A 16,080-nucleotide genomic window follows, 5' to 3' on the forward strand; every position below is an offset into this window, starting at 1 on the left:
CTAATTCACAATATGGAGAAGACTACAAAATATTATAACATTGCCGAATGGCTTGTTGTGATACACTTTGTCGACGGAGTGAACAGCGACGAACTGCTTCCGTCGTTCCGTGTATTCGAGATAAGCGAGGAGGAGAGCAAGAATATCCCTCTTCTGTTTCAGGTAACAGTTGACGATAATTTCTTTCCCGAAGCGAAGGGCAATGAAGTGGGGCAGTTCGACTGTGGCGGAAACAATCACGGAGTGTATCGCCGCGAGGATGGTCGCTATCAGTTTGTGGTGAGCAACTACCTCGGATTCCAGTGTAGTCTGATGGAGTGCGCCGTCGATTTCAAGTCGGCAACCGTAGCCTTGGCTGGCGAGTGGAGCGATCGCAACTTCGGTCTGAATAACTGCATGATGATGCTTTACGCCTTCGCCGGTTCTTCTGTAAATACGCTGATGTTCCATTCCTCTGTTGTGCGCAAGGACGGCAAGGGCTATCTTTTCCTTGGCAAGAGCGGAACAGGCAAGAGTACACATACTCAGTTGTGGCTCAAGTATATAAGCGATACCGATTTGATGAACGACGACAATCCCGTTGTGCGCTATATCGACGGCAAGACATACGTCTACGGCTCGCCTTGGAGCGGCAAGACACCTTGCTACCGTAAAGTGAAGGCTGAAGTCGGTGCATTCGTCCGTCTTAATCAGGAGCCGACGAACAACATCCATCAGTTAAAGGGACTTGAGGCTTTTGCCGTGCTTATGCCGTCGTGCTCAACAATGAAGTGGGATCGCCCTGTGTTCAACGGCGTTTGCGATATCGTGTCGAGAGTGCTTACAACGAGCAAGATGTATTTCATGGGTTGTCTTCCCGACGAGGCTGCGGCTCAGTTAAGTTACAACACAATTGCTAAATGAGGGCTGTTCTCCGAAATCTGTATAACTGGTTCGTAAGTAACTTGTGGCCCGAAAATGTTGAACATAGCAATGTCGACAATTTTAGCCTGAAGGTTATCGAAAAGCCTAATGCACAGTTGTTTGAGTCTATGCAGAGAGAGCTCTTGTCAAAGGGCAAGACTTTCTCCATTAGGGTCAAAGGCTACAGCATGCGTCCTTTTCTCGAAGACCGAAGAGATATGGTTACGATAAAGGCGGTTGACAGCGTGAAGGTAGGAGATGTGGTTCTGGCGCAGATTGCGCCGTTGAGATATGTGTTGCATCGTGTTATCGTGAAGGATGGCAATAACCTTGTGCTAATGGGCGACGGCAATCTGTACGGAAAGGAATATTGCAGAACACAAGATGTGCTTGGCAAGGCAATAGAGTTTAAGTACGGAAAAGTATGCAAGGTAACGCTCGACAGCGGCGAGGTGCGCTATCGCCTCGATTTCAGCGATTCGAGAACGCTTTTCTGCGACGAGGACAAAAAGTACATACGCCGATATACTATGTGGGTAAGAATGGTTCGCTGGCGCAGATGGTTTCTTGCCGTCTACCGAAGGCTTCCTTCAATAAAACTCACGGTGAAATACATGGACGAGATTGACAAACAGAACAAAAATATTTAATGATATGAGAACAAAGAAAGGATTCGAATTGAGAGAACTATGTGGCGAACAAGTAATTGTTGGTCAGGGAGTTGAGAATATAGATTTCAGCAAGATTATAAGCATGAACTCTTCTGCTGCCCTGCTTTGGAAGAGTGTGGTAGACAAGGAGTTTACGGCAGACGACCTTGCAAAGGTTCTTATCGACAACTACGAGGTTGAGGAAAGCGTTGCAAAGGCAGATGCCGAGGAGATTGCCGAAGAATGGATTAAGGTCGGAATTGTTGAGAGATAAACGAAAAAAAGAGAAGTCGGAAGGCTTCTCTTTTTTTTCGCTTTCTATCTGTTTTTGCGTAAGAAAATTTCGTTCGTGATACATTCGGGATATTCTGACTTGTAATGCGTTACCATTATCATCGTCTTGTCCGAACGCTTGCAGAATTCGTTTATAATCTCCTTTACCAGTCGACGGTTGCGCATATCCAAGCCATGTAGTGGTTCGTCCAGAATCAAAAGTTCTGGGTCTCTTACAAAGGCGCGTGCCAGAAGGACAAGACGCTGTTCGCCGCTTGACAGTTTAAGGAATGTTGTATCTTTCAGATGCTTTATTCCGAAGATGTCCATCCAGAAATCGCACGTTGGCAAGTCTTCGGCTTTCGGCTTTCGGTAAAGCGATGAGAAATCGCTCATGCCAGATGCCACAATCTCGATTGCCGGCACATCTTTCAGATAGGCGCGGTGCATCTCCGGCGAAACATATCCGATGTACTTCTTGATGTCCCAGATGCTTTCGCCCGTTCCTCTCTTATGACCGAAAAGCGTTATGTTGCATGCGTAGCTCTGCGGATTATCGGCGCATACAAGCGACAGAAGCGTACTTTTTCCTGCTCCGTTCTCGCCGCTCAAAGCCCATTTCTCACCGCGCTTTACAACCCAGTTAAGGTCTTTCAGAATGGTGCGCTCGCCGTACTTTATGCACACGTTGTTGAAGTTCACAACCTCGTCGAGGTGGGCGATGCTTGTGCTGTCCTTGTAAGGATAGTTCTTTATCGCCTCTTTCTTTTCGTCAGAGAGAAGATTTTCAAACTTCTGATTATAAGTGGCATAATATTCGTCGCGACTTATCTTTTCGCGAACGTCTCTTCCCGGCTCAACAGGAATGACATGCGTGATGAACGGCGGAATGTTGTCGGTCTTTGACAGAACAAGGATGAACATTATCTTGACGTTTGCCGCCAAGTTTGTAAGCAGTTCCGTGAGTTGCTCGCGAGTTTGCGCATCGAGTCCGATGAACGGATTATCCATAATCACGACTCGCGGATTGGTAAGCAAAGTCTTGGTTAACTGAAATTTGCGCAACTCTCCGCTTGAAAGAAGAATTATCTGTTTGTCGAGCAGAATATCAAGATGAAACATCGAATAAAGTTGGTCGCGGAGTTGTTCTTTCTGAGCAATTTGTTCGGGTGTGTTATCCCTTGTTGTTATGTTCCACACATCGTTCAGAATGTCTTGTACGATAGGCGCTTCGTCGATGTCGTGCTGATTCCAACGCTGCTGATAGTAATAGTTGCCGTCGGCAGTGTCGCCATACGAGTCGCGGAAGGTTATGTACTTTATGTTGTCGCTTGCCAGTTTTGCCAGCGATGGCGCAAAGTCGTAGTGAGGCTCGTTTAGCAAAAGCGGATGCTTGGCTGTTATGATGTCTACAAGCATCGACTTTCCTGCACCATTAGGACCAACGATGGCTATCTGCTCGCCGTCGTTCATTTCAATATTCACTGCCTCTTTCATTCTGTAAAGAGGGTGGCGGGCCACTCCGTTGACAATCTCTATTACCTTTTGCATTTTTATTGTATTATTTTGAAACTTTGTCGGGATTTTTGGCTATGAAATCTTTCCAGCCGTGATAACTTTTCGATACTTCGGGCTTGCCCATCTGCAAGTAATGGCAGTAGGCTGCTCCGAGGGCATCGGTAGAGTCCATGAACTTGCCCATAGCCTCTTTGTCGATGTGCAGTAGCCGCTGAAGCATTGCTGCCACCTGTTCCTTGCTTGCCGAGCCGTTGCCTGTTATCGCCATCTTTATTTTCAGCGGCGCATATTCAGTTATCGGAAGGTCGCGCTGTCGGGCGGCGGCTATTGCCACTCCCTGCGCTCTTCCGAGTTTTAGCATACTCTGCACGTTCTTTCCGAAGAACGGAGCCTCGATGGCAAGTTCATCGGGGTGATAGCTGTCGATGATGCCAACCACTCGCTCGAATATATGTCCGAGTTTGAGGTATGCATCGCTGTATCTGCGCAGGTCTATAATGCCCATGCACATCATCTCGGGCTTCGTGCCTTTTACGCTCAGCAATCCGTAGCCCATCACGTTTGTGCCGGGGTCTATGCCCAGAATTATCTTTTCCTTTACCGGATTCAGCATTCTTCGATGACTTCCATTATTGTTGAGAATCCTACAACTTTCTCGTTGAAAATCTTCTCAAGGTCGTTAGACAGTGATTTGCCTTCGCTTATATGGAATTTGTGCAGGTTAGCCATGCTCTCGACATCGAATTGCAGCGAGAAACATTCGGTCTTTTCGTCCTTGTGGCTAAGTATGCGGTTTAGTCGTGCGTTCTTAATTCCCTCGCATTTCAGTGCGCGCGGAATGTACACCTCGTGTGCCCATATCACAAAATTGCGCGCCTCGTTTACATCAGTCTGAAAAGTTGTATTGAATACCAACATATTTTTTTGTTATAAAATTGCTGCAAAGTTAATAATTTATCGCTTTTTTATTGTTATGATTCAAAAAATTCTTATTTTTGCCTACGAAATATTTATTTAAGAGAAGCATGAGAAGATTTTTGTTAATGGTGTTTATGGCCGTAGCTGCCTTTTCGATGCCTGTTTTGGCACAGGGCAAGGCCGAGATAAAGTTTGACAAGACAACACATAACTTTGGAACATTCAAGGAAGCAGATTCAAATGTTACTTGTACGTTCAAGTTTACAAATACAGGCGATGCGCCCCTTGTTATCGAACAGGCGGTTGCAAGTTGCGGATGCACTACTCCTGTTTATCCCAAGCAGCCTATAGCACCGGGAGCAACTGGCGAGATTAAGGTTACTTACAAGGGTGCAGGCAAGTTCCCGGGAGTTTTTAAAAAGACGATAACTCTTCGCACAAACGCTGTAACTGACATGGTCAGACTTTATATCGAAGGCGAAATGACTGAGTAACAGTCAGTTTTTCTGAAGAATAAAAAAAAGACATCGAATTCTCAAGATTCCGATGTCTTTTTTTTTGTTCATTGTTCCTCGATTTTGCTGAATATCATGTAAATAACGATAATCCCGATGGAGTAGGCGAGCAAGTCAATCCACAGAAACCCTTGTCCAAGCATCATGTGCCCAATGAAAGTCTGTCGGAACGAAACGAGCCACTTCCAAGTTATCATCTGCGAAAATTCCACAAGGTAGCAGTGTACTAAACTTACTATTGCCACAGTCGGGAGTTTCTTGTTATGCAGCACGATTCTCCACAGACAGAAAACCATCATTGCCCAAAGAGCGTCGCCCGTTTCAGTCGGAATCCAACCGATGCGTCTGGAAATCAGCCCGATGGGTATCAGCAGAATTATTCCGATTATGGGGGTGAATAACTTACTTTTTATCATCATGTTATTGCAGAATGGCGATATTCTCGATGTATTTCTGAAAAATGATGCTCAGCGATAGGATGAGTCCGAACAGGAAGATGTTGCGCGCCGTCATTCCCAATATTCCGTTTAACTGTTTGCCCTCGTAAATAGACATCATCTTTTTCCAAGCCTTGTAGTGCAGCGAGATGTACGACAGCAGGAGGAAGGTGGCAATGTGCTCGATGCCAAGCGCAACGACGCATGTAGCGTATGCCGCCAGTCCGATGATGAGGTACAGATAACCGCCTGTGCGCTTGCCGAGTTTTACTACAAGCGTGCGCTTGCCGCTTATCTTGTCCTGCTCATAGTCGCGGAAGTTGTTAATCATCAGCAGATTGTCGATAACCAAACCTGTGGCTACGGAAATAAGAATCGTCGTCAAATCGCACGTTCCGGTTTGCAGATAGAAGGTTACGCACACCGGAACAAGTCCGAAGAACACAAGCACAAGCACATCGCCCATGCCGATGTACGACAATCCGTAAGTGTATAGAAAACAGAAGATTACGCAAGCCACGCCAACCAGAATCAGTTTCCACCAAACTCCGTAAAGGATTAGTGGGAGTCCGGCAATGCAACTGAGCACGGTTGTTATACCTATCGCCATGCGCATGGCAGGCAGAGTAACCCATCCTTGAGCGCAGGCACGTTCTGGACCGAGGCGGTCTTCGCGGTCTGTGCCTTTCACAAAGTCGTAGTAGTCGTTTATAAGATTTGCATCAATCTGCATAAACATGGCAAACAGCAAACAGAGAACGAAAGGTATAATTTTGAAAACCTGTCCGCTTTCCGGATGCTGTGTGATGTATGAATATGCCAATGTTGAACCGATGATTACTGGCGTTATGCAGCCAGTAAGAGTTTTAGGGCGCGATGCAAGAATCCACGCCCTAAAACTGTTTGTCTTAATATCTGTCATTATTGTTCTGATTATCTTCTTCCTCCTGTGTGAGAACTGCGAGTTGTGCGATTATTGTCAGACTGTCTTCTTTCGTTCTCTCTTCTCTGCACCTCTTCGCGACGACGGTTCTCCTGTCTTTGAGCCTCCTCTCGTCTTCTGTTTTCCTGACGCTGTGCTTCTTCACGGCGTCTGTTCTCCTCGCGTCTTTGTGCTTCCTCACGACGGCGGTTTTCTTCGCGACGCTGAGCCTCTTCACGTCTTCTGTTTTCCTGACGCTGTGCTTCCTCGCGACGTCTTTCGTTCTCTCGTCTCTGCGCTTCTTCGCGTCTGCGGTTCTCTTCACGGATTCTCTCATTTTCACGTCTCTGAGCCTCCTCTCGACGGCGTGCCTCTTCGCGGATTCTCTCATTTTCACGTCTCTGAGCCTCCTCACGGCGACGTGCCTCTTCACGGATTCTTTCGTTTTCACGTCTCTGAGCCTCTTCACGGCGACGTGCTTCTTCACGAATCCTATTGTTCTCACGTCTCAAAGCCTCCTCGCGGCGATGGTCTATATTGTGGTGACCTCCGTGACCTGCTCCGACTACAACTCGTGATGCGTGACCAGCCTCTGGACGGCGTGGAGCGGCAATGTGGCGGTGATTGACAGGCATGTGATAACGATGAGTGCGGAAGTAACTTCTGCCACCGTTTGTTCTCCAACCGTGACTGCCTATGTAAGTTGTGTAGTGGTGCGGAGTGCCATAAAAGAAAAGATCATTGCGATAATGTCTGTATATTACGAAACTCCATGCATTTGCAACCCATGCAACAGGGCGGTAGAAATACTCTATGGCGATGTAGTGGTTGTACTGCCAGCGGTCAAGAACGTATCCCAAATCCTCGTTTCGGCGATTCCACAGATAGCCGTAGGCATCGCGGTAATGGTTGAGGTCGTAGAAATAGTCGAAGTTTATTTCGTAGACATAATTGTATTGTGCTTCGGTGAGATCGAGTTCGTAGTACATCTTGTCTGTTAGAAACCGAGCCTCGTTTCTTGCCTGACTCAGTGACATTGCATTAGCCTGTAAAGCAATCATCAGGATAGCAATTATTGATAAGGTAAATCTTTTCATACTTGTTGTATTTTAAAAGTTATTACTTGTTGTTTATGCTGCAAATATAGTTGGGATTTTATACAGAACAAAGAGATTAGTCCTAAAATGAATAGGAAAAACCCTAATTTATCTAAAAAAATCTTAAAGTATGTATATGTATTTGGTTGTTAGCCTACGTTGTTTTAAATTTGCAATGATTTTAATAAATATAGTATATGAAGACAGTAAAACTGATAGTTGTGGGCATGCTGATGAGCATCTCAGTTTGCGCACAAGATGCTAACAATAAGGCTGGCAAGGTTGATTGGGTGGCTCGTTTCGAGGCTATGGTTGATACGATGAATGCAAAGGTAAGTACTGCTACGAGCGACCAGTGGGTACATTACAAGAAGCAATACAATCTGCTGGTGGCAGAATACGATATCGCCGACAAGGCACACCTTACACAGAGTGATGTTCGCAAGATAAATATGTATAAGGACTCTTGCAAGAAGTTGCAGATTACCCGCAAGACAAAGCGTGTGTCAAACGGTTTGAAGAAGGGTACAGCCAAGGCAAAAGGCTCGGTAAAGGATTTGGTAAATTAAGAATTGAAGGTTAATATTTGTACGGCTCGATGGATTTCAGATTTCATCGGGCTGTTTTTGTTTTAGGCATAATCTTATAAAAAAACAGAAAGTAAGCGCGAGTAATCGGCTTACTTTCTGCGTGTAGAAGGTATATAGTTTTTGTATTTGTATTTTTATTCTTAAATAGAATACTTGCTGAAATAGTTCTGAAGCATTGGCTTGTAACTCTCTGATATTGGCAGGAACTTGTCGCCAAAGGCAACGCGGCCGCGGTCAATCACCGTAATCTTACTCTTGTTAATGATGTAAGAGCGGTGTATGCGTATGAACTTGGATGTTGGAAGCTTCTCTTCCATAACCTTCATGCTGCGGAGCGACAGGATAGGTTTCTGACTTGTTTCTGTGTATATCTTAATGTAGTCTTTCAGTCCTTCGATGTAGATGATGTCGTCGTATTTTATATGCATCAGTTTGTAGTCGCTCTTGATGAAGAGTCCGTCGCTGTCAATCTCGTCGATGCTTGGTTGAGTGCTTTCAGAGCCTGAGTTGTTGGCGCGTGCCACAAGTTCGAACCACTTTAAGCCCTTGTTTGCGCTTTCGAGGAAATCCTTGTAGCTGATAGGTTTCATGATGTAGTCGAGGGCATTTACGCGGAAGGCATCGGCTGCATACTGGTTGAATGCAGAGGTGAAGACAATTCGCGTGTGCGAGTCGACCATATTGGCAAAATCAAGACCGTTGAGGTCTGGCATTTGGATGTCGAGGAAAAGGATGTCGATGTTCTTGCTTACCACATCCTTCATCGCTGCGAGCGCGCTTGTGTATTTTCCCACAAGGTTCAGAAAGTCGGTTTTCTGCACATACGCTTCCAAAAGTTCCAGAGCCAAAGGCTCATCATCTACAATTGCACAATTGAGTATCATATTTATAATGTATTTATAGTTATTCTTGAATAGTATGTTTTGTTGTCGTCGCTAACGCCCTTCTCCCAAGTGTATTTTCCGGGGTAGGTCAGTTCGAGCCTTTTTCTGATTTGTTCCAGACCTATTCCGCTGCCACTTTTGTCGGTGTGGTTATTCTTCGGGAAGTTTGTGTTTGTTACGCAGCACGTTATCGAGTTGTTGTTGTCTGTGATGTGAATATTGATGAAACTGCTTTCTATCGGGCTGATGCCGTGCTTGAAAGCATTCTCTATCAGCGAGATGAAAATTAACGGGGCGATAAGTCTTTGACTGTCTGATACTTCGCTTTTAAAACTTACCGATATGTTCGATGCCACCCTTATCTTCATCAGTTCAACGTAGCTTTCAAGAAACTCCAACTCCTTGCTGACAGTGGTATATTCCTGCTGGTTGTCGTATAGGACATGCCTTAGCAGTCGGCTTAGTTCGAGCACCGATGTCTGCGCCTTGCCCGTGTTGAATGCGATGAGTGCGTAGATGTTGTTCAGTGTATTCAGCAAGAAGTGTGGATTTATCTGGCTTCGCAGATTTCGCAGTTCGGCTTCCTTCTGCCTCAGCTCGGCTTCTTTTCGCTCTTGTTCCGATTTCTTCAGTCGGCGGTTTGTAAAGATGGCAACCGTAAGTCCGATAGGGAACGAGAATGTGAGCACGTCGCGCGCGTGGAAGAAGAGTGCCGGCATCGGTTTCCAATGTTTCTTTGGCTTTGTGTTTTTGTTGCCTTGTGCAGCCTCGGCCTTTTCGATGCGCATTTGTTGTCTGCGCTCAAGCCTCATCATGTACTTGAACATGTTTACGTTGAAGAGCGTGCAACTTGTTATCAGAACCACGTTTATGGCATAGAAAATGTGGCGCTTGCCGCTTATGTACAACCTTGGAACGAGGTAGAAGTAATTGCAATAGAAAATGACGAAGAGACATATCGGCATAATGAACTGCTTCAGCAATGTGCCCCAGTCGATACCTTCATTGGTATTGATAGTGAACAGAGGGTTGCCAAAAACTATCACCCATCCAATGATGTGGTAGATGATTTCGCTCTTGTGGCTTTTTGTATTTTCTACAATCTTGCTCATTGCTTTTTCTGTAATCTCTTTTCTTTCTTTGCAGGAAAATGAAATTTATGTAGCAAAGAAAAGAATTTTTATTCAGTCGGCAAAGAATTATCTACTAATGTATGTGGAAATTCGCCAAATTATATTGTTTTAATGATGAATGGCACATGTTGTAGATTTTCTTGCCTGTTTTGTATGTTAATTTGGCTATTTTTATGGAAATAACCGATTTTTGATTAGACGAACTTAGTTTTTTATGGAAAAAAGTGATACAATTCGTTACAGATTGTATCACTTTTGCCTTTTATTCGTATCTGATAGCCTCTATCGGGTCCATGTTGGCGGCTTTCTTCGCCGGAAGGAATCCGAAGAATATGCCGATGAACGTACATACTCCGAAGCTCATTATAACGCTCCACGGCTCGATGTAGGTTTGCATGTGCAGAACGTTGCATACGAGCGTTGCTATTCCTACGCCAAGCAAGATGCCTATCACGCCGCCCGAAATACTGAGCATTGCTGCCTCGATAAGGAACTGATTCAGAATGTCCTTGCCGCGAGCGCCGACCGACATTCGCAGACCGATTTCCTTTGTTCGCTCGGTAACCGATACATACATGATGTTCATGATTCCGATGCCGCCGACCAAAAGCGAGATGCCTGCCACGATTCCGAGAAGCATCGTTATGCTGTCCATCGTGGTGCTCATCATTCTCGAAATCTCCTCTTGCGAGCGGATGGTGAAGTCGTTGTCGTCGCCTTCGGTTTCCTCAGTTCCGTCTTTAAGTTTGTGCGTTCTGCGAAGAATGTCGGTGATGTCGGAAATAGCCTGCTGCGTAATCTCTTCGGTAAGAGCCGAGCAGTTTATTCCGCCCAGATATGTCTGCGCATTCACACGCTTCATGACGGTGGTGTATGGTGCAAGAGCGAGGTTGTCTTGGTCCATTCCCATCGAGTTTGTTCCCTTCGATTTCAGAACGCCCACAACCCTGAACGGAATGTTCTTTATTCTGATGATTCGTCCGATTGGCGAACTTCCGTCGGGAAAGAGATAATCGACGATGGTCTTGCCGAGAACGCAGACCTTGGCAGATGTCTTGATGTCCTGCTCGGTGAACATCTCGCCGTCCTCAATCTTCAACTGTCTGATTGTGAGATAGTCGGGACTTACTCCGTACACGCTCGAAGGTGTATTGTTGTTGCCGTAGACAAACTGTCCTGATGTGTTTACCGTAGGGCTTACGGCAGAAATGTATTTGGCTTGTTCGGCAATTGCCTCGTAGTCGGCTATTTTGAGCGACTGCATCGCGCTGGCATCCTGTCGTACACCGCCCGGACCGTTGTCTGCTCCCGGCTGAATCATAATCATGTTTGAACCCATCTCCGAGATGTTCGCCTTGATGCTTCGCTTTGAGCCCTGACCAATGGCGAGCATGGCGATTACCGCAGCCACGCCGATGATGATGCCCAGAGCCGTGAGGAACGAGCGCATCTTGTTGGCGGCTATAGCCTTGATTGCTATCTTGAAAAGATTTATTGTATTCATAATCAGTCGTCTTGTGGGGCTGGCAGGTTGGCGAGAGCCTCTGCCGCCGATAAAATATTGTTATTCAGAACATCTTCCCTAATCTTGCCGTCGCGCAGCATTATGTTTCGGCTGCTGTACTGGGCAATCTCGGGGTTGTGCGTTACGAATATAATCGTTCTGCCTTCGGCATGAAGTTTCTGGAAGAGCACGAGAATCTCGAACGATGTGCGCGTGTCGAGGTTTCCGGTTGCTTCGTCGGCAAGAATCACCGCCGGGTCGTTAACCAATGCGCGGGCTATGGCAACGCGCTGCATCTGTCCGCCCGACATCTGGTTGCTCTTGTGATATAGGCGGTTGCCAAGTCCTACCATCTCGAGCGACTTGATGGCAGCCTCGCGGCGTTGGCTTGCCGAGTAGTTCTTGTTATACATCAGCGGAAGCTCCACGTTCTCAACGGCTGTCGTCTTTGCCAGAAGATTGTAGTTCTGGAACACGAAGCCGATTTTGCGATTGCGCAGAACGGCGCGCTGACTGCGGCTCATGGTTCTTACAGAAACGCCGTCGAGATAGTATTCGCCGCTGGTTGGAGTGTCGAGGCATCCGAGTTGGTTCAGCAGCGTTGACTTTCCAGAACCTGATGTTCCCATGATGGTTACGAATTCGCCCTCGTATATCTTGAACGAGATTCCGCGTAGGGCATGAACCACTTCTTCGCCCATCACGAAGTTGCGTCGCACGTCGTTCAGTTCAATAACTACTTTTTTATTATCGTTGTTGCTCATAGATTACTATTTTTTCTTGTTGCCGCCTGGACGCTTAGGCATGAATGGGTTGTTGTTCTCCGGCTTCTCTTCGGCTTGCTCTGGGTTGGCATCGCTAATGCTGAGCACAACCTTTGTGTTTGGGCTGATGCCGTTCTTAATCTCTGTTCTGATGCCGTCGGTAATGCCGATTGTAACGGCGTGTGCAACGAGTTTGTTGCCTTCCTTTGTCCAGAGTTTGTTCTTGCCGTTGCAATCGATAATCTTGGTTTCCTTGCCCACAAGTTCCTGAGTAGGGCTGAAACGCAGAGCCTTTGACTTAACGCTGAGAACTCCGGGACGGTCGAGCGTGTGGATTGTAACATTGGCGGTGAGTCCCGGCTTTAGTTTGAGGTCGGCGTTAGGCGCAGCAATAACAACCTCGTAAGTGGTTACATTGCTGGTTGTTGTAGCCTCTTGTCTTACTTGTGTAACTGTTCCGCTAAAAGTGTCGTCTGGATATGCGTCTACGGTAAACGAAACGCGCTGTCCATTAGCAACATTGGCAATATCAGCCTCATCGACATTTGCAATAACACGCATGTCGGTAAGGTCTTTGGCTATGGTGAACAGCGTTGGAGTGCTGAAACTTGCAGCCACAGTCTGACCTTCCTCAACCGATTTGCTTAGTACAACGCCGTCGATAGGCGAGGTGATTGTGGCATATCCAAGGTCGGTCTCAGCCTTCTTTACATTTTCCTTGTTTACCTTTACTTGCTCGAGTGATTTTTTGTAAGACAACTCGGCTGTCTCGAAATCGTCCTGACTGATGAGTCCTTTCTCGAACAGACGCTTGTTGCGATTGTAGTTGCTTTCCTGATATTTCAGTTCGCTCTGTGCGCTCGAAAGATTGGCTCTTGCGCTCGAAAGCGTGCTCACAAGATTTGTCTTGTCGAGTTCGGCAATAACCTGACCTTTCTTCACAACGCTGTTGTAATCTACATACAGTTTGCTCACGATTCCTGATACCTGCGTACCTACTTCGACTTCGGTTACTGCCTCGATTGTTCCTGTTGCTGTTACCGAGTTGCGTATTGTGTCGGCAGCCACCTCGGTTTCCTCGTATGTAATAACGGTTTCCTTCTTCTTTCCTCCGAAGATGAACCAGCCGATAGCTATTACTGCAACTGCTATTATAGAGTAGGTGATTTTCTTATTCTTTGCCATAATGTATGTGTCTTTAATTGGGTTTTAAAAATTGATTGATTCGCCGCCGTAGAATTTCAGAAGAACGGTGTTCAGAACGGCGGTGTACTTACTCTGAATCTTGTCTTGCTGGCTTTGCAGAAGATTGTTCTTTGCTGTATTCAGTTCAGCCAGATGTTTCAAGCCTTCTTTGAACTGTTCGTTAACAAGGTCGAAACTTGCTTGATTGCTCTCGACGCTCGTCTTGGCTGCAATGAACTTTTTCTGAGCCGAATATGCGTCGAGCCAGTAGCCCTCGATGGTGCTGTGAAGTTGTCGCTGTGCGCTTTGCAGATTCAGTTCGCTGCTCTGCTTGCTCAGTTGAGCCTTCTCAACGTTGCTCTTTGTCTGGCGGCGGTCGTAAAGCGGAATGGAGATTGATACGCCGATGTTGTTGTTAAGGTTGTTCTTGAACTGAGTGTTCCAGTTTGTTCCGATGCCCGTTGCGGTGCTTGTGCCAACGTTGGCGATGAGCGAAACGGATGGCTGATAGCCGCTCTTTGCCATCGAAATCTGCATGTCTGCCGCGTCGATGCTCAGACGGTTGCTCTTGATTTCGGGGCGAAGTTCGAGAGCTGCGTTGTACACATCCTGATATGCCGGAAGCGTAACCATCGCTTTTTCGTCGCTTATTTCAGGAATGGTAATATCTATGTCGTTGTCAATCTCAAGAAGTTGCTTCAGTTGCATCTTGTAGTCCTGCACCATCGTCTGTGCGTTTACAAGACTGTATTCATCGTTTGCCACCGTTGCTGTTAGTTGTGCAAGTTCGCTGCGCGACATTTTTCCTGCCTCTACCAATTCCTTTCCGCGGGCTTCCTGTTCCTTTGCCACGTCGAGAGTGCCTTGGCACACCTTTACGGCTTCCTGTTCGTAGAGAATCTGGACGTAGATTTTGGCAATCTGCTCCTGAATGTCGTTGATGCTCTGCTGAGTATCGTACTGGCTTATTTCCTGCGAAAGTTTTGAGTACTCTATGTTCTTGCGGTTCTTTCCGCCGTCCCACACCGTCCAGTTTGCGCTAATGCTGTAACTTCCGTTGTAGCGCGTTTTGTTGGATGTCTGCGACATTGTTCCACCGGTGAGCGAAGTCGTTGTCTCGCTGAAAGGACGGTAACTCAAAGTGTGGTCTGTGCCGAACGACACGCTTGGCAGCAGACTTGCCTTGCTCGATTTCGTGTCGACCTCGGCTTGCTGCTGAGACACCATTTTCTGCTTTATCTGTATGTTATGCTCAAGTGCATAACTTATGCAGTCGTTGAGCGTCCATACTTTTCCTTGCGCCATCCCGAATTGCGGAATAAGGAACAAGGATGCAATTAAACATTGTTCGATTTTTTTCATATAAAGTTTACTTGTTACATTTTTTAGTTGTTCTCCTATATTTATTCGATGTAATCCGCTTTTTTAATGTCGAGCACAAAAGAAACGTTTTTTTGTCTAACCGCAAAATAAAATCTATTCAAACGTTAGAAAACTCGATTAAAATAATCAGTTTTATGGACGAATAGGCTGAAAATATCATAAAGTACGATGTTTTTATCGTTGAAATTGATGATTTTTTATTTTAATGATTTTCAGGAATCTACGAATCGTTCGTTTTTCAGTAAAAAAGTCTTGTTTTTTACAGATGTATTCATTACATTTGTGATGTCGAGAGGTCGAAAGGCTGTTATGAGTCGACACCAGCCTGGCGAGGGGGGGTAATCCGAATACGCAATAAAGGGGATTCGTTCCCCTTTATTTTTTCACGGATGTCCGTTTGTTTAATTGTCTGATTTTTGTTCGCCCTCATCGGGCTAAGTCGCGATGTTTTATTATATTTGCAGAAAAATAAAATCTGATGATAATTGTTTCTAATCACGAAAATCAACTTTGTAACAGACTTTTTGCCTTGTCGCCGGTTCTTGCCTATTGCGCGGAGCACAATCAAAGTCTGATGTTGCTGTTCTTTTGCAGCAAGTACAGTTCGCTTTTCCCCGATTTTCATAAATATATAAGGTCGGTGTTCGAGACCGATAACGCCGGAAAGAATGTCATGTCGCGAAGACTGAACAAACTCGTTGCCATTCTTCGCGGAAAAAGTGGCGATGAAGTTTATTATGATTCGGTAAATAGTGGCGTTTACGGCGTTCCGACTTCGATGCTCAACGGAAGCGAAAAATTTCTGACATTCGTAAATTCGTGGAAAAGCCGTTTCGACGACAGATTCGTTGCTAAACATAAGGACGTGATAAGGAGATGCTTCGCTCCGCAACCAGATGTTCTTGAATATGTCGACAAGACGATAAATAGCATCAGAAAAGAGAATGATGGCTGCAAGATTGTGGGAATACATATCCGTCGTGGCGACTACAAAATTTGGCGCGAGGCGAAGTATTATTACGATTTCTCGTTCTATCACGATGTGATGCAAGAGATTGTGCATCAGAATGTAGGCGAGAAGATCTTCTTTGTTGTTACATCAAACGAAACCGTTCCGCCAGAATGTACCGATGGATTTTCATTTTACTACAACAGCGAAAGCAGTGGCATCTGCGATTTGTATCTGCTCTCAAAGTGCGACTATATTGCCGGTCCGCCGTCAACTTATTCTCAGTGGGCATCTTTCTATGGCGGTGTTCCGTTGAAGTTGTTGTGCGGAGAGAAGAACGAATTTAGTCTGGCAGATGATTTTTCGGAAATTGAAACCTATCGGAAATTCAGGAATGGAAAGCAACTGATTGATTTAGATGGTGTAAATTTCGTTGTAAAATGATATTTCATAGC

18 protein-coding genes are annotated in these 16,080 nt (G+C 45.8%); 6 read left to right on the forward strand and 12 right to left on the reverse strand.

Translation table 11 applies throughout. The features are described from left to right. Positions 1-12: 12 nt before the first annotated feature. From T538_RS0114010 to T538_RS0114020, 3 genes are read left to right on the forward strand one after another with little or no spacing between them, the layout of a single operon-like run. Entirely contained in the window at positions 13-903 is an 891-nt protein-coding gene (locus T538_RS0114010) for a hypothetical protein (protein WP_031534705.1), read from the forward strand. Then, positions 900-1,553 (forward strand): S24/S26 family peptidase, encoded by a 654-nt coding sequence (locus tag T538_RS0114015; RefSeq protein WP_051656134.1) that lies wholly within the window; start codon positions 900-902, stop codon positions 1,551-1,553. The genes T538_RS0114010 and T538_RS0114015 overlap by 4 nt, the downstream gene beginning before the upstream one ends. 4 nt (positions 1,554-1,557) lie before the next feature. Next, positions 1,558-1,827 carry a PqqD family protein gene (locus T538_RS0114020; protein ID WP_031534707.1) on the forward strand — a complete coding sequence of 90 codons (270 nt, stop codon included), beginning with the start codon at positions 1,558-1,560 and terminating at the stop codon, positions 1,825-1,827. A 44-nt stretch (positions 1,828-1,871) separates the two neighbouring features. On the opposite strand, the gene T538_RS0114025 is transcribed toward T538_RS0114020, so the two are convergent. The 3 genes from T538_RS0114025 to T538_RS0114035 are packed head-to-tail and all read right to left on the reverse strand — an operon-like array spanning position 1,872 to position 4,262. Continuing rightward, positions 1,872-3,377: an ATP-binding cassette domain-containing protein gene (locus T538_RS0114025; protein ID WP_031534708.1), complete on the reverse strand. Its 1,506-nt coding sequence runs from the start codon at positions 3,375-3,377 to the stop codon at positions 1,872-1,874. Positions 3,378-3,387: 10 nt separating this feature from the next. Continuing rightward, positions 3,388-3,957 carry a crossover junction endodeoxyribonuclease RuvC gene (ruvC, locus tag T538_RS0114030; RefSeq protein WP_031534709.1) on the reverse strand — a complete coding sequence of 190 codons (570 nt, stop codon included), beginning with the start codon at positions 3,955-3,957 and terminating at the stop codon, positions 3,388-3,390. Beyond that, positions 3,951-4,262 (reverse strand): DUF4286 family protein, encoded by a 312-nt coding sequence (locus T538_RS0114035; RefSeq protein ID WP_031534710.1) that lies wholly within the window; start codon positions 4,260-4,262, stop codon positions 3,951-3,953. Before T538_RS0114035 ends, ruvC begins: the two co-directional genes overlap by 7 nt. A 125-nt stretch (positions 4,263-4,387) precedes the next feature. Between T538_RS0114035 and T538_RS0114040 the strand changes: the two genes are divergently transcribed. Then, positions 4,388-4,756, forward strand: coding sequence for a DUF1573 domain-containing protein (locus T538_RS0114040; RefSeq protein WP_369795011.1), 369 nt, complete (start codon positions 4,388-4,390; stop codon positions 4,754-4,756). Between the two features lie 68 nt (positions 4,757-4,824). Here T538_RS0114040 and T538_RS0114045 read toward each other — a convergent pair whose 3' ends face one another. Genes T538_RS0114045 through T538_RS17870 form a run of 3 tightly spaced genes read right to left on the reverse strand, consistent with a single transcriptional unit; the run spans position 4,825 to position 7,233 of the window. Continuing rightward, positions 4,825-5,196 carry a ribosomal maturation YjgA family protein gene (locus T538_RS0114045; protein ID WP_081835012.1) on the reverse strand — a complete coding sequence of 124 codons (372 nt, stop codon included), beginning with the start codon at positions 5,194-5,196 and terminating at the stop codon, positions 4,825-4,827. Between the two features lies 1 nt (position 5,197). Continuing rightward, positions 5,198-6,136 carry a 1,4-dihydroxy-2-naphthoate octaprenyltransferase gene (gene menA / locus T538_RS0114050; RefSeq protein WP_051656135.1) on the reverse strand — a complete coding sequence of 313 codons (939 nt, stop codon included), beginning with the start codon at positions 6,134-6,136 and terminating at the stop codon, positions 5,198-5,200. 11 nt (positions 6,137-6,147) lie between these two features. Continuing rightward, entirely contained in the window at positions 6,148-7,233 is a 1,086-nt protein-coding gene (locus T538_RS17870; protein ID WP_155993250.1) for a hypothetical protein, read from the reverse strand. Between the two features lie 197 nt (positions 7,234-7,430). On the opposite strand from T538_RS17870, the gene T538_RS0114060 reads away from it, so the two are divergent. Next, positions 7,431-7,802, forward strand: a complete 372-nt coding sequence (locus T538_RS0114060; RefSeq protein WP_031534721.1) for a hypothetical protein — start codon at positions 7,431-7,433, stop codon at positions 7,800-7,802. 161 nt (positions 7,803-7,963) lie between these two features. On the opposite strand, the gene T538_RS0114065 is transcribed toward T538_RS0114060, so the two are convergent. The 6 genes from T538_RS0114065 to T538_RS0114090 all read right to left on the reverse strand — a co-directional run bounded on the left by T538_RS0114065 (position 7,964) and on the right by T538_RS0114090 (position 14,655). Then, a complete protein-coding gene (locus T538_RS0114065; RefSeq protein WP_031534723.1) occupies positions 7,964-8,707 on the reverse strand; it encodes a LytR/AlgR family response regulator transcription factor in 744 nt (247 codons plus the stop codon). A gap of 2 nt (positions 8,708-8,709) precedes the next feature. Next, on the reverse strand, positions 8,710-9,819 hold the full coding sequence (locus T538_RS0114070; RefSeq protein ID WP_051656137.1) for a sensor histidine kinase: 1,110 nt from the start codon (positions 9,817-9,819) through the stop codon (positions 8,710-8,712). A gap of 283 nt (positions 9,820-10,102) precedes the next feature. Then, positions 10,103-11,344 (reverse strand): ABC transporter permease, encoded by a 1,242-nt coding sequence (locus T538_RS0114075; RefSeq protein WP_031534727.1) that lies wholly within the window; start codon positions 11,342-11,344, stop codon positions 10,103-10,105. 2 nt (positions 11,345-11,346) lie between these two features. Beyond that, a complete protein-coding gene (locus T538_RS0114080; RefSeq protein ID WP_031534729.1) occupies positions 11,347-12,108 on the reverse strand; it encodes an ABC transporter ATP-binding protein in 762 nt (253 codons plus the stop codon). A gap of 6 nt (positions 12,109-12,114) precedes the next feature. After that, entirely contained in the window at positions 12,115-13,293 is a 1,179-nt protein-coding gene (locus tag T538_RS0114085) for an efflux RND transporter periplasmic adaptor subunit (RefSeq protein ID WP_031534731.1), read from the reverse strand. A gap of 24 nt (positions 13,294-13,317) precedes the next feature. Next, positions 13,318-14,655 (reverse strand): TolC family protein, encoded by a 1,338-nt coding sequence (locus T538_RS0114090; RefSeq protein WP_031534733.1) that lies wholly within the window; start codon positions 14,653-14,655, stop codon positions 13,318-13,320. Between the two features lie 499 nt (positions 14,656-15,154). Here T538_RS0114090 and T538_RS0114095 point away from each other — a divergent pair, with 499 nt between their 5' ends. Beyond that, complete coding sequence (locus tag T538_RS0114095) at positions 15,155-16,069, forward strand: alpha-1,2-fucosyltransferase (RefSeq protein WP_031534735.1); 915 nt, start codon at positions 15,155-15,157, stop codon at positions 16,067-16,069. The last annotated feature ends 11 nt before the right edge of the window (positions 16,070-16,080 follow it).

Source organism: Bacteroides sp. Ga6A2, assembly GCF_000702225.1.
In the GTDB taxonomy this organism is placed as follows: domain Bacteria; phylum Bacteroidota; class Bacteroidia; order Bacteroidales; family Bacteroidaceae; genus Ga6A1.

What these genes read in the sequence shown, in the direction of transcription:
- T538_RS0114010 (WP_031534705.1), top strand. Translation starts at nt 13, where the DNA reads ATGGAGAAGACTACAAAATATTATAACATTGCCGAATGGCTTGTTGTG.
- T538_RS0114015 (WP_051656134.1), top strand. Translation starts at nt 900, where the DNA reads ATGAGGGCTGTTCTCCGAAATCTGTATAACTGGTTCGTAAGTAACTTG.
- T538_RS0114020 (WP_031534707.1), top strand. Translation starts at nt 1,558, where the DNA reads ATGAGAACAAAGAAAGGATTCGAATTGAGAGAACTATGTGGCGAACAA.
- T538_RS0114025 (WP_031534708.1), bottom strand. Translation starts at nt 3,377, where the DNA reads ATGCAAAAGGTAATAGAGATTGTCAACGGAGTGGCCCGCCACCCTCTT.
- ruvC (WP_031534709.1), bottom strand. Translation starts at nt 3,957, where the DNA reads ATGCTGAATCCGGTAAAGGAAAAGATAATTCTGGGCATAGACCCCGGC.
- T538_RS0114035 (WP_031534710.1), bottom strand. Translation starts at nt 4,262, where the DNA reads ATGTTGGTATTCAATACAACTTTTCAGACTGATGTAAACGAGGCGCGC.
- T538_RS0114040 (WP_369795011.1), top strand. Translation starts at nt 4,388, where the DNA reads ATGGTGTTTATGGCCGTAGCTGCCTTTTCGATGCCTGTTTTGGCACAG.
- T538_RS0114045 (WP_081835012.1), bottom strand. Translation starts at nt 5,196, where the DNA reads ATGATGATAAAAAGTAAGTTATTCACCCCCATAATCGGAATAATTCTG.
- menA (WP_051656135.1), bottom strand. Translation starts at nt 6,136, where the DNA reads ATGACAGATATTAAGACAAACAGTTTTAGGGCGTGGATTCTTGCATCG.
- T538_RS17870 (WP_155993250.1), bottom strand. Translation starts at nt 7,233, where the DNA reads ATGAAAAGATTTACCTTATCAATAATTGCTATCCTGATGATTGCTTTA.
- T538_RS0114060 (WP_031534721.1), top strand. Translation starts at nt 7,431, where the DNA reads ATGAAGACAGTAAAACTGATAGTTGTGGGCATGCTGATGAGCATCTCA.
- T538_RS0114065 (WP_031534723.1), bottom strand. Translation starts at nt 8,707, where the DNA reads ATGATACTCAATTGTGCAATTGTAGATGATGAGCCTTTGGCTCTGGAA.
- T538_RS0114070 (WP_051656137.1), bottom strand. Translation starts at nt 9,819, where the DNA reads ATGAGCAAGATTGTAGAAAATACAAAAAGCCACAAGAGCGAAATCATC.
- T538_RS0114075 (WP_031534727.1), bottom strand. Translation starts at nt 11,344, where the DNA reads ATGAATACAATAAATCTTTTCAAGATAGCAATCAAGGCTATAGCCGCC.
- T538_RS0114080 (WP_031534729.1), bottom strand. Translation starts at nt 12,108, where the DNA reads ATGAGCAACAACGATAATAAAAAAGTAGTTATTGAACTGAACGACGTG.
- T538_RS0114085 (WP_031534731.1), bottom strand. Translation starts at nt 13,293, where the DNA reads ATGGCAAAGAATAAGAAAATCACCTACTCTATAATAGCAGTTGCAGTA.
- T538_RS0114090 (WP_031534733.1), bottom strand. Translation starts at nt 14,655, where the DNA reads ATGAAAAAAATCGAACAATGTTTAATTGCATCCTTGTTCCTTATTCCG.
- T538_RS0114095 (WP_031534735.1), top strand. Translation starts at nt 15,155, where the DNA reads ATGATAATTGTTTCTAATCACGAAAATCAACTTTGTAACAGACTTTTT.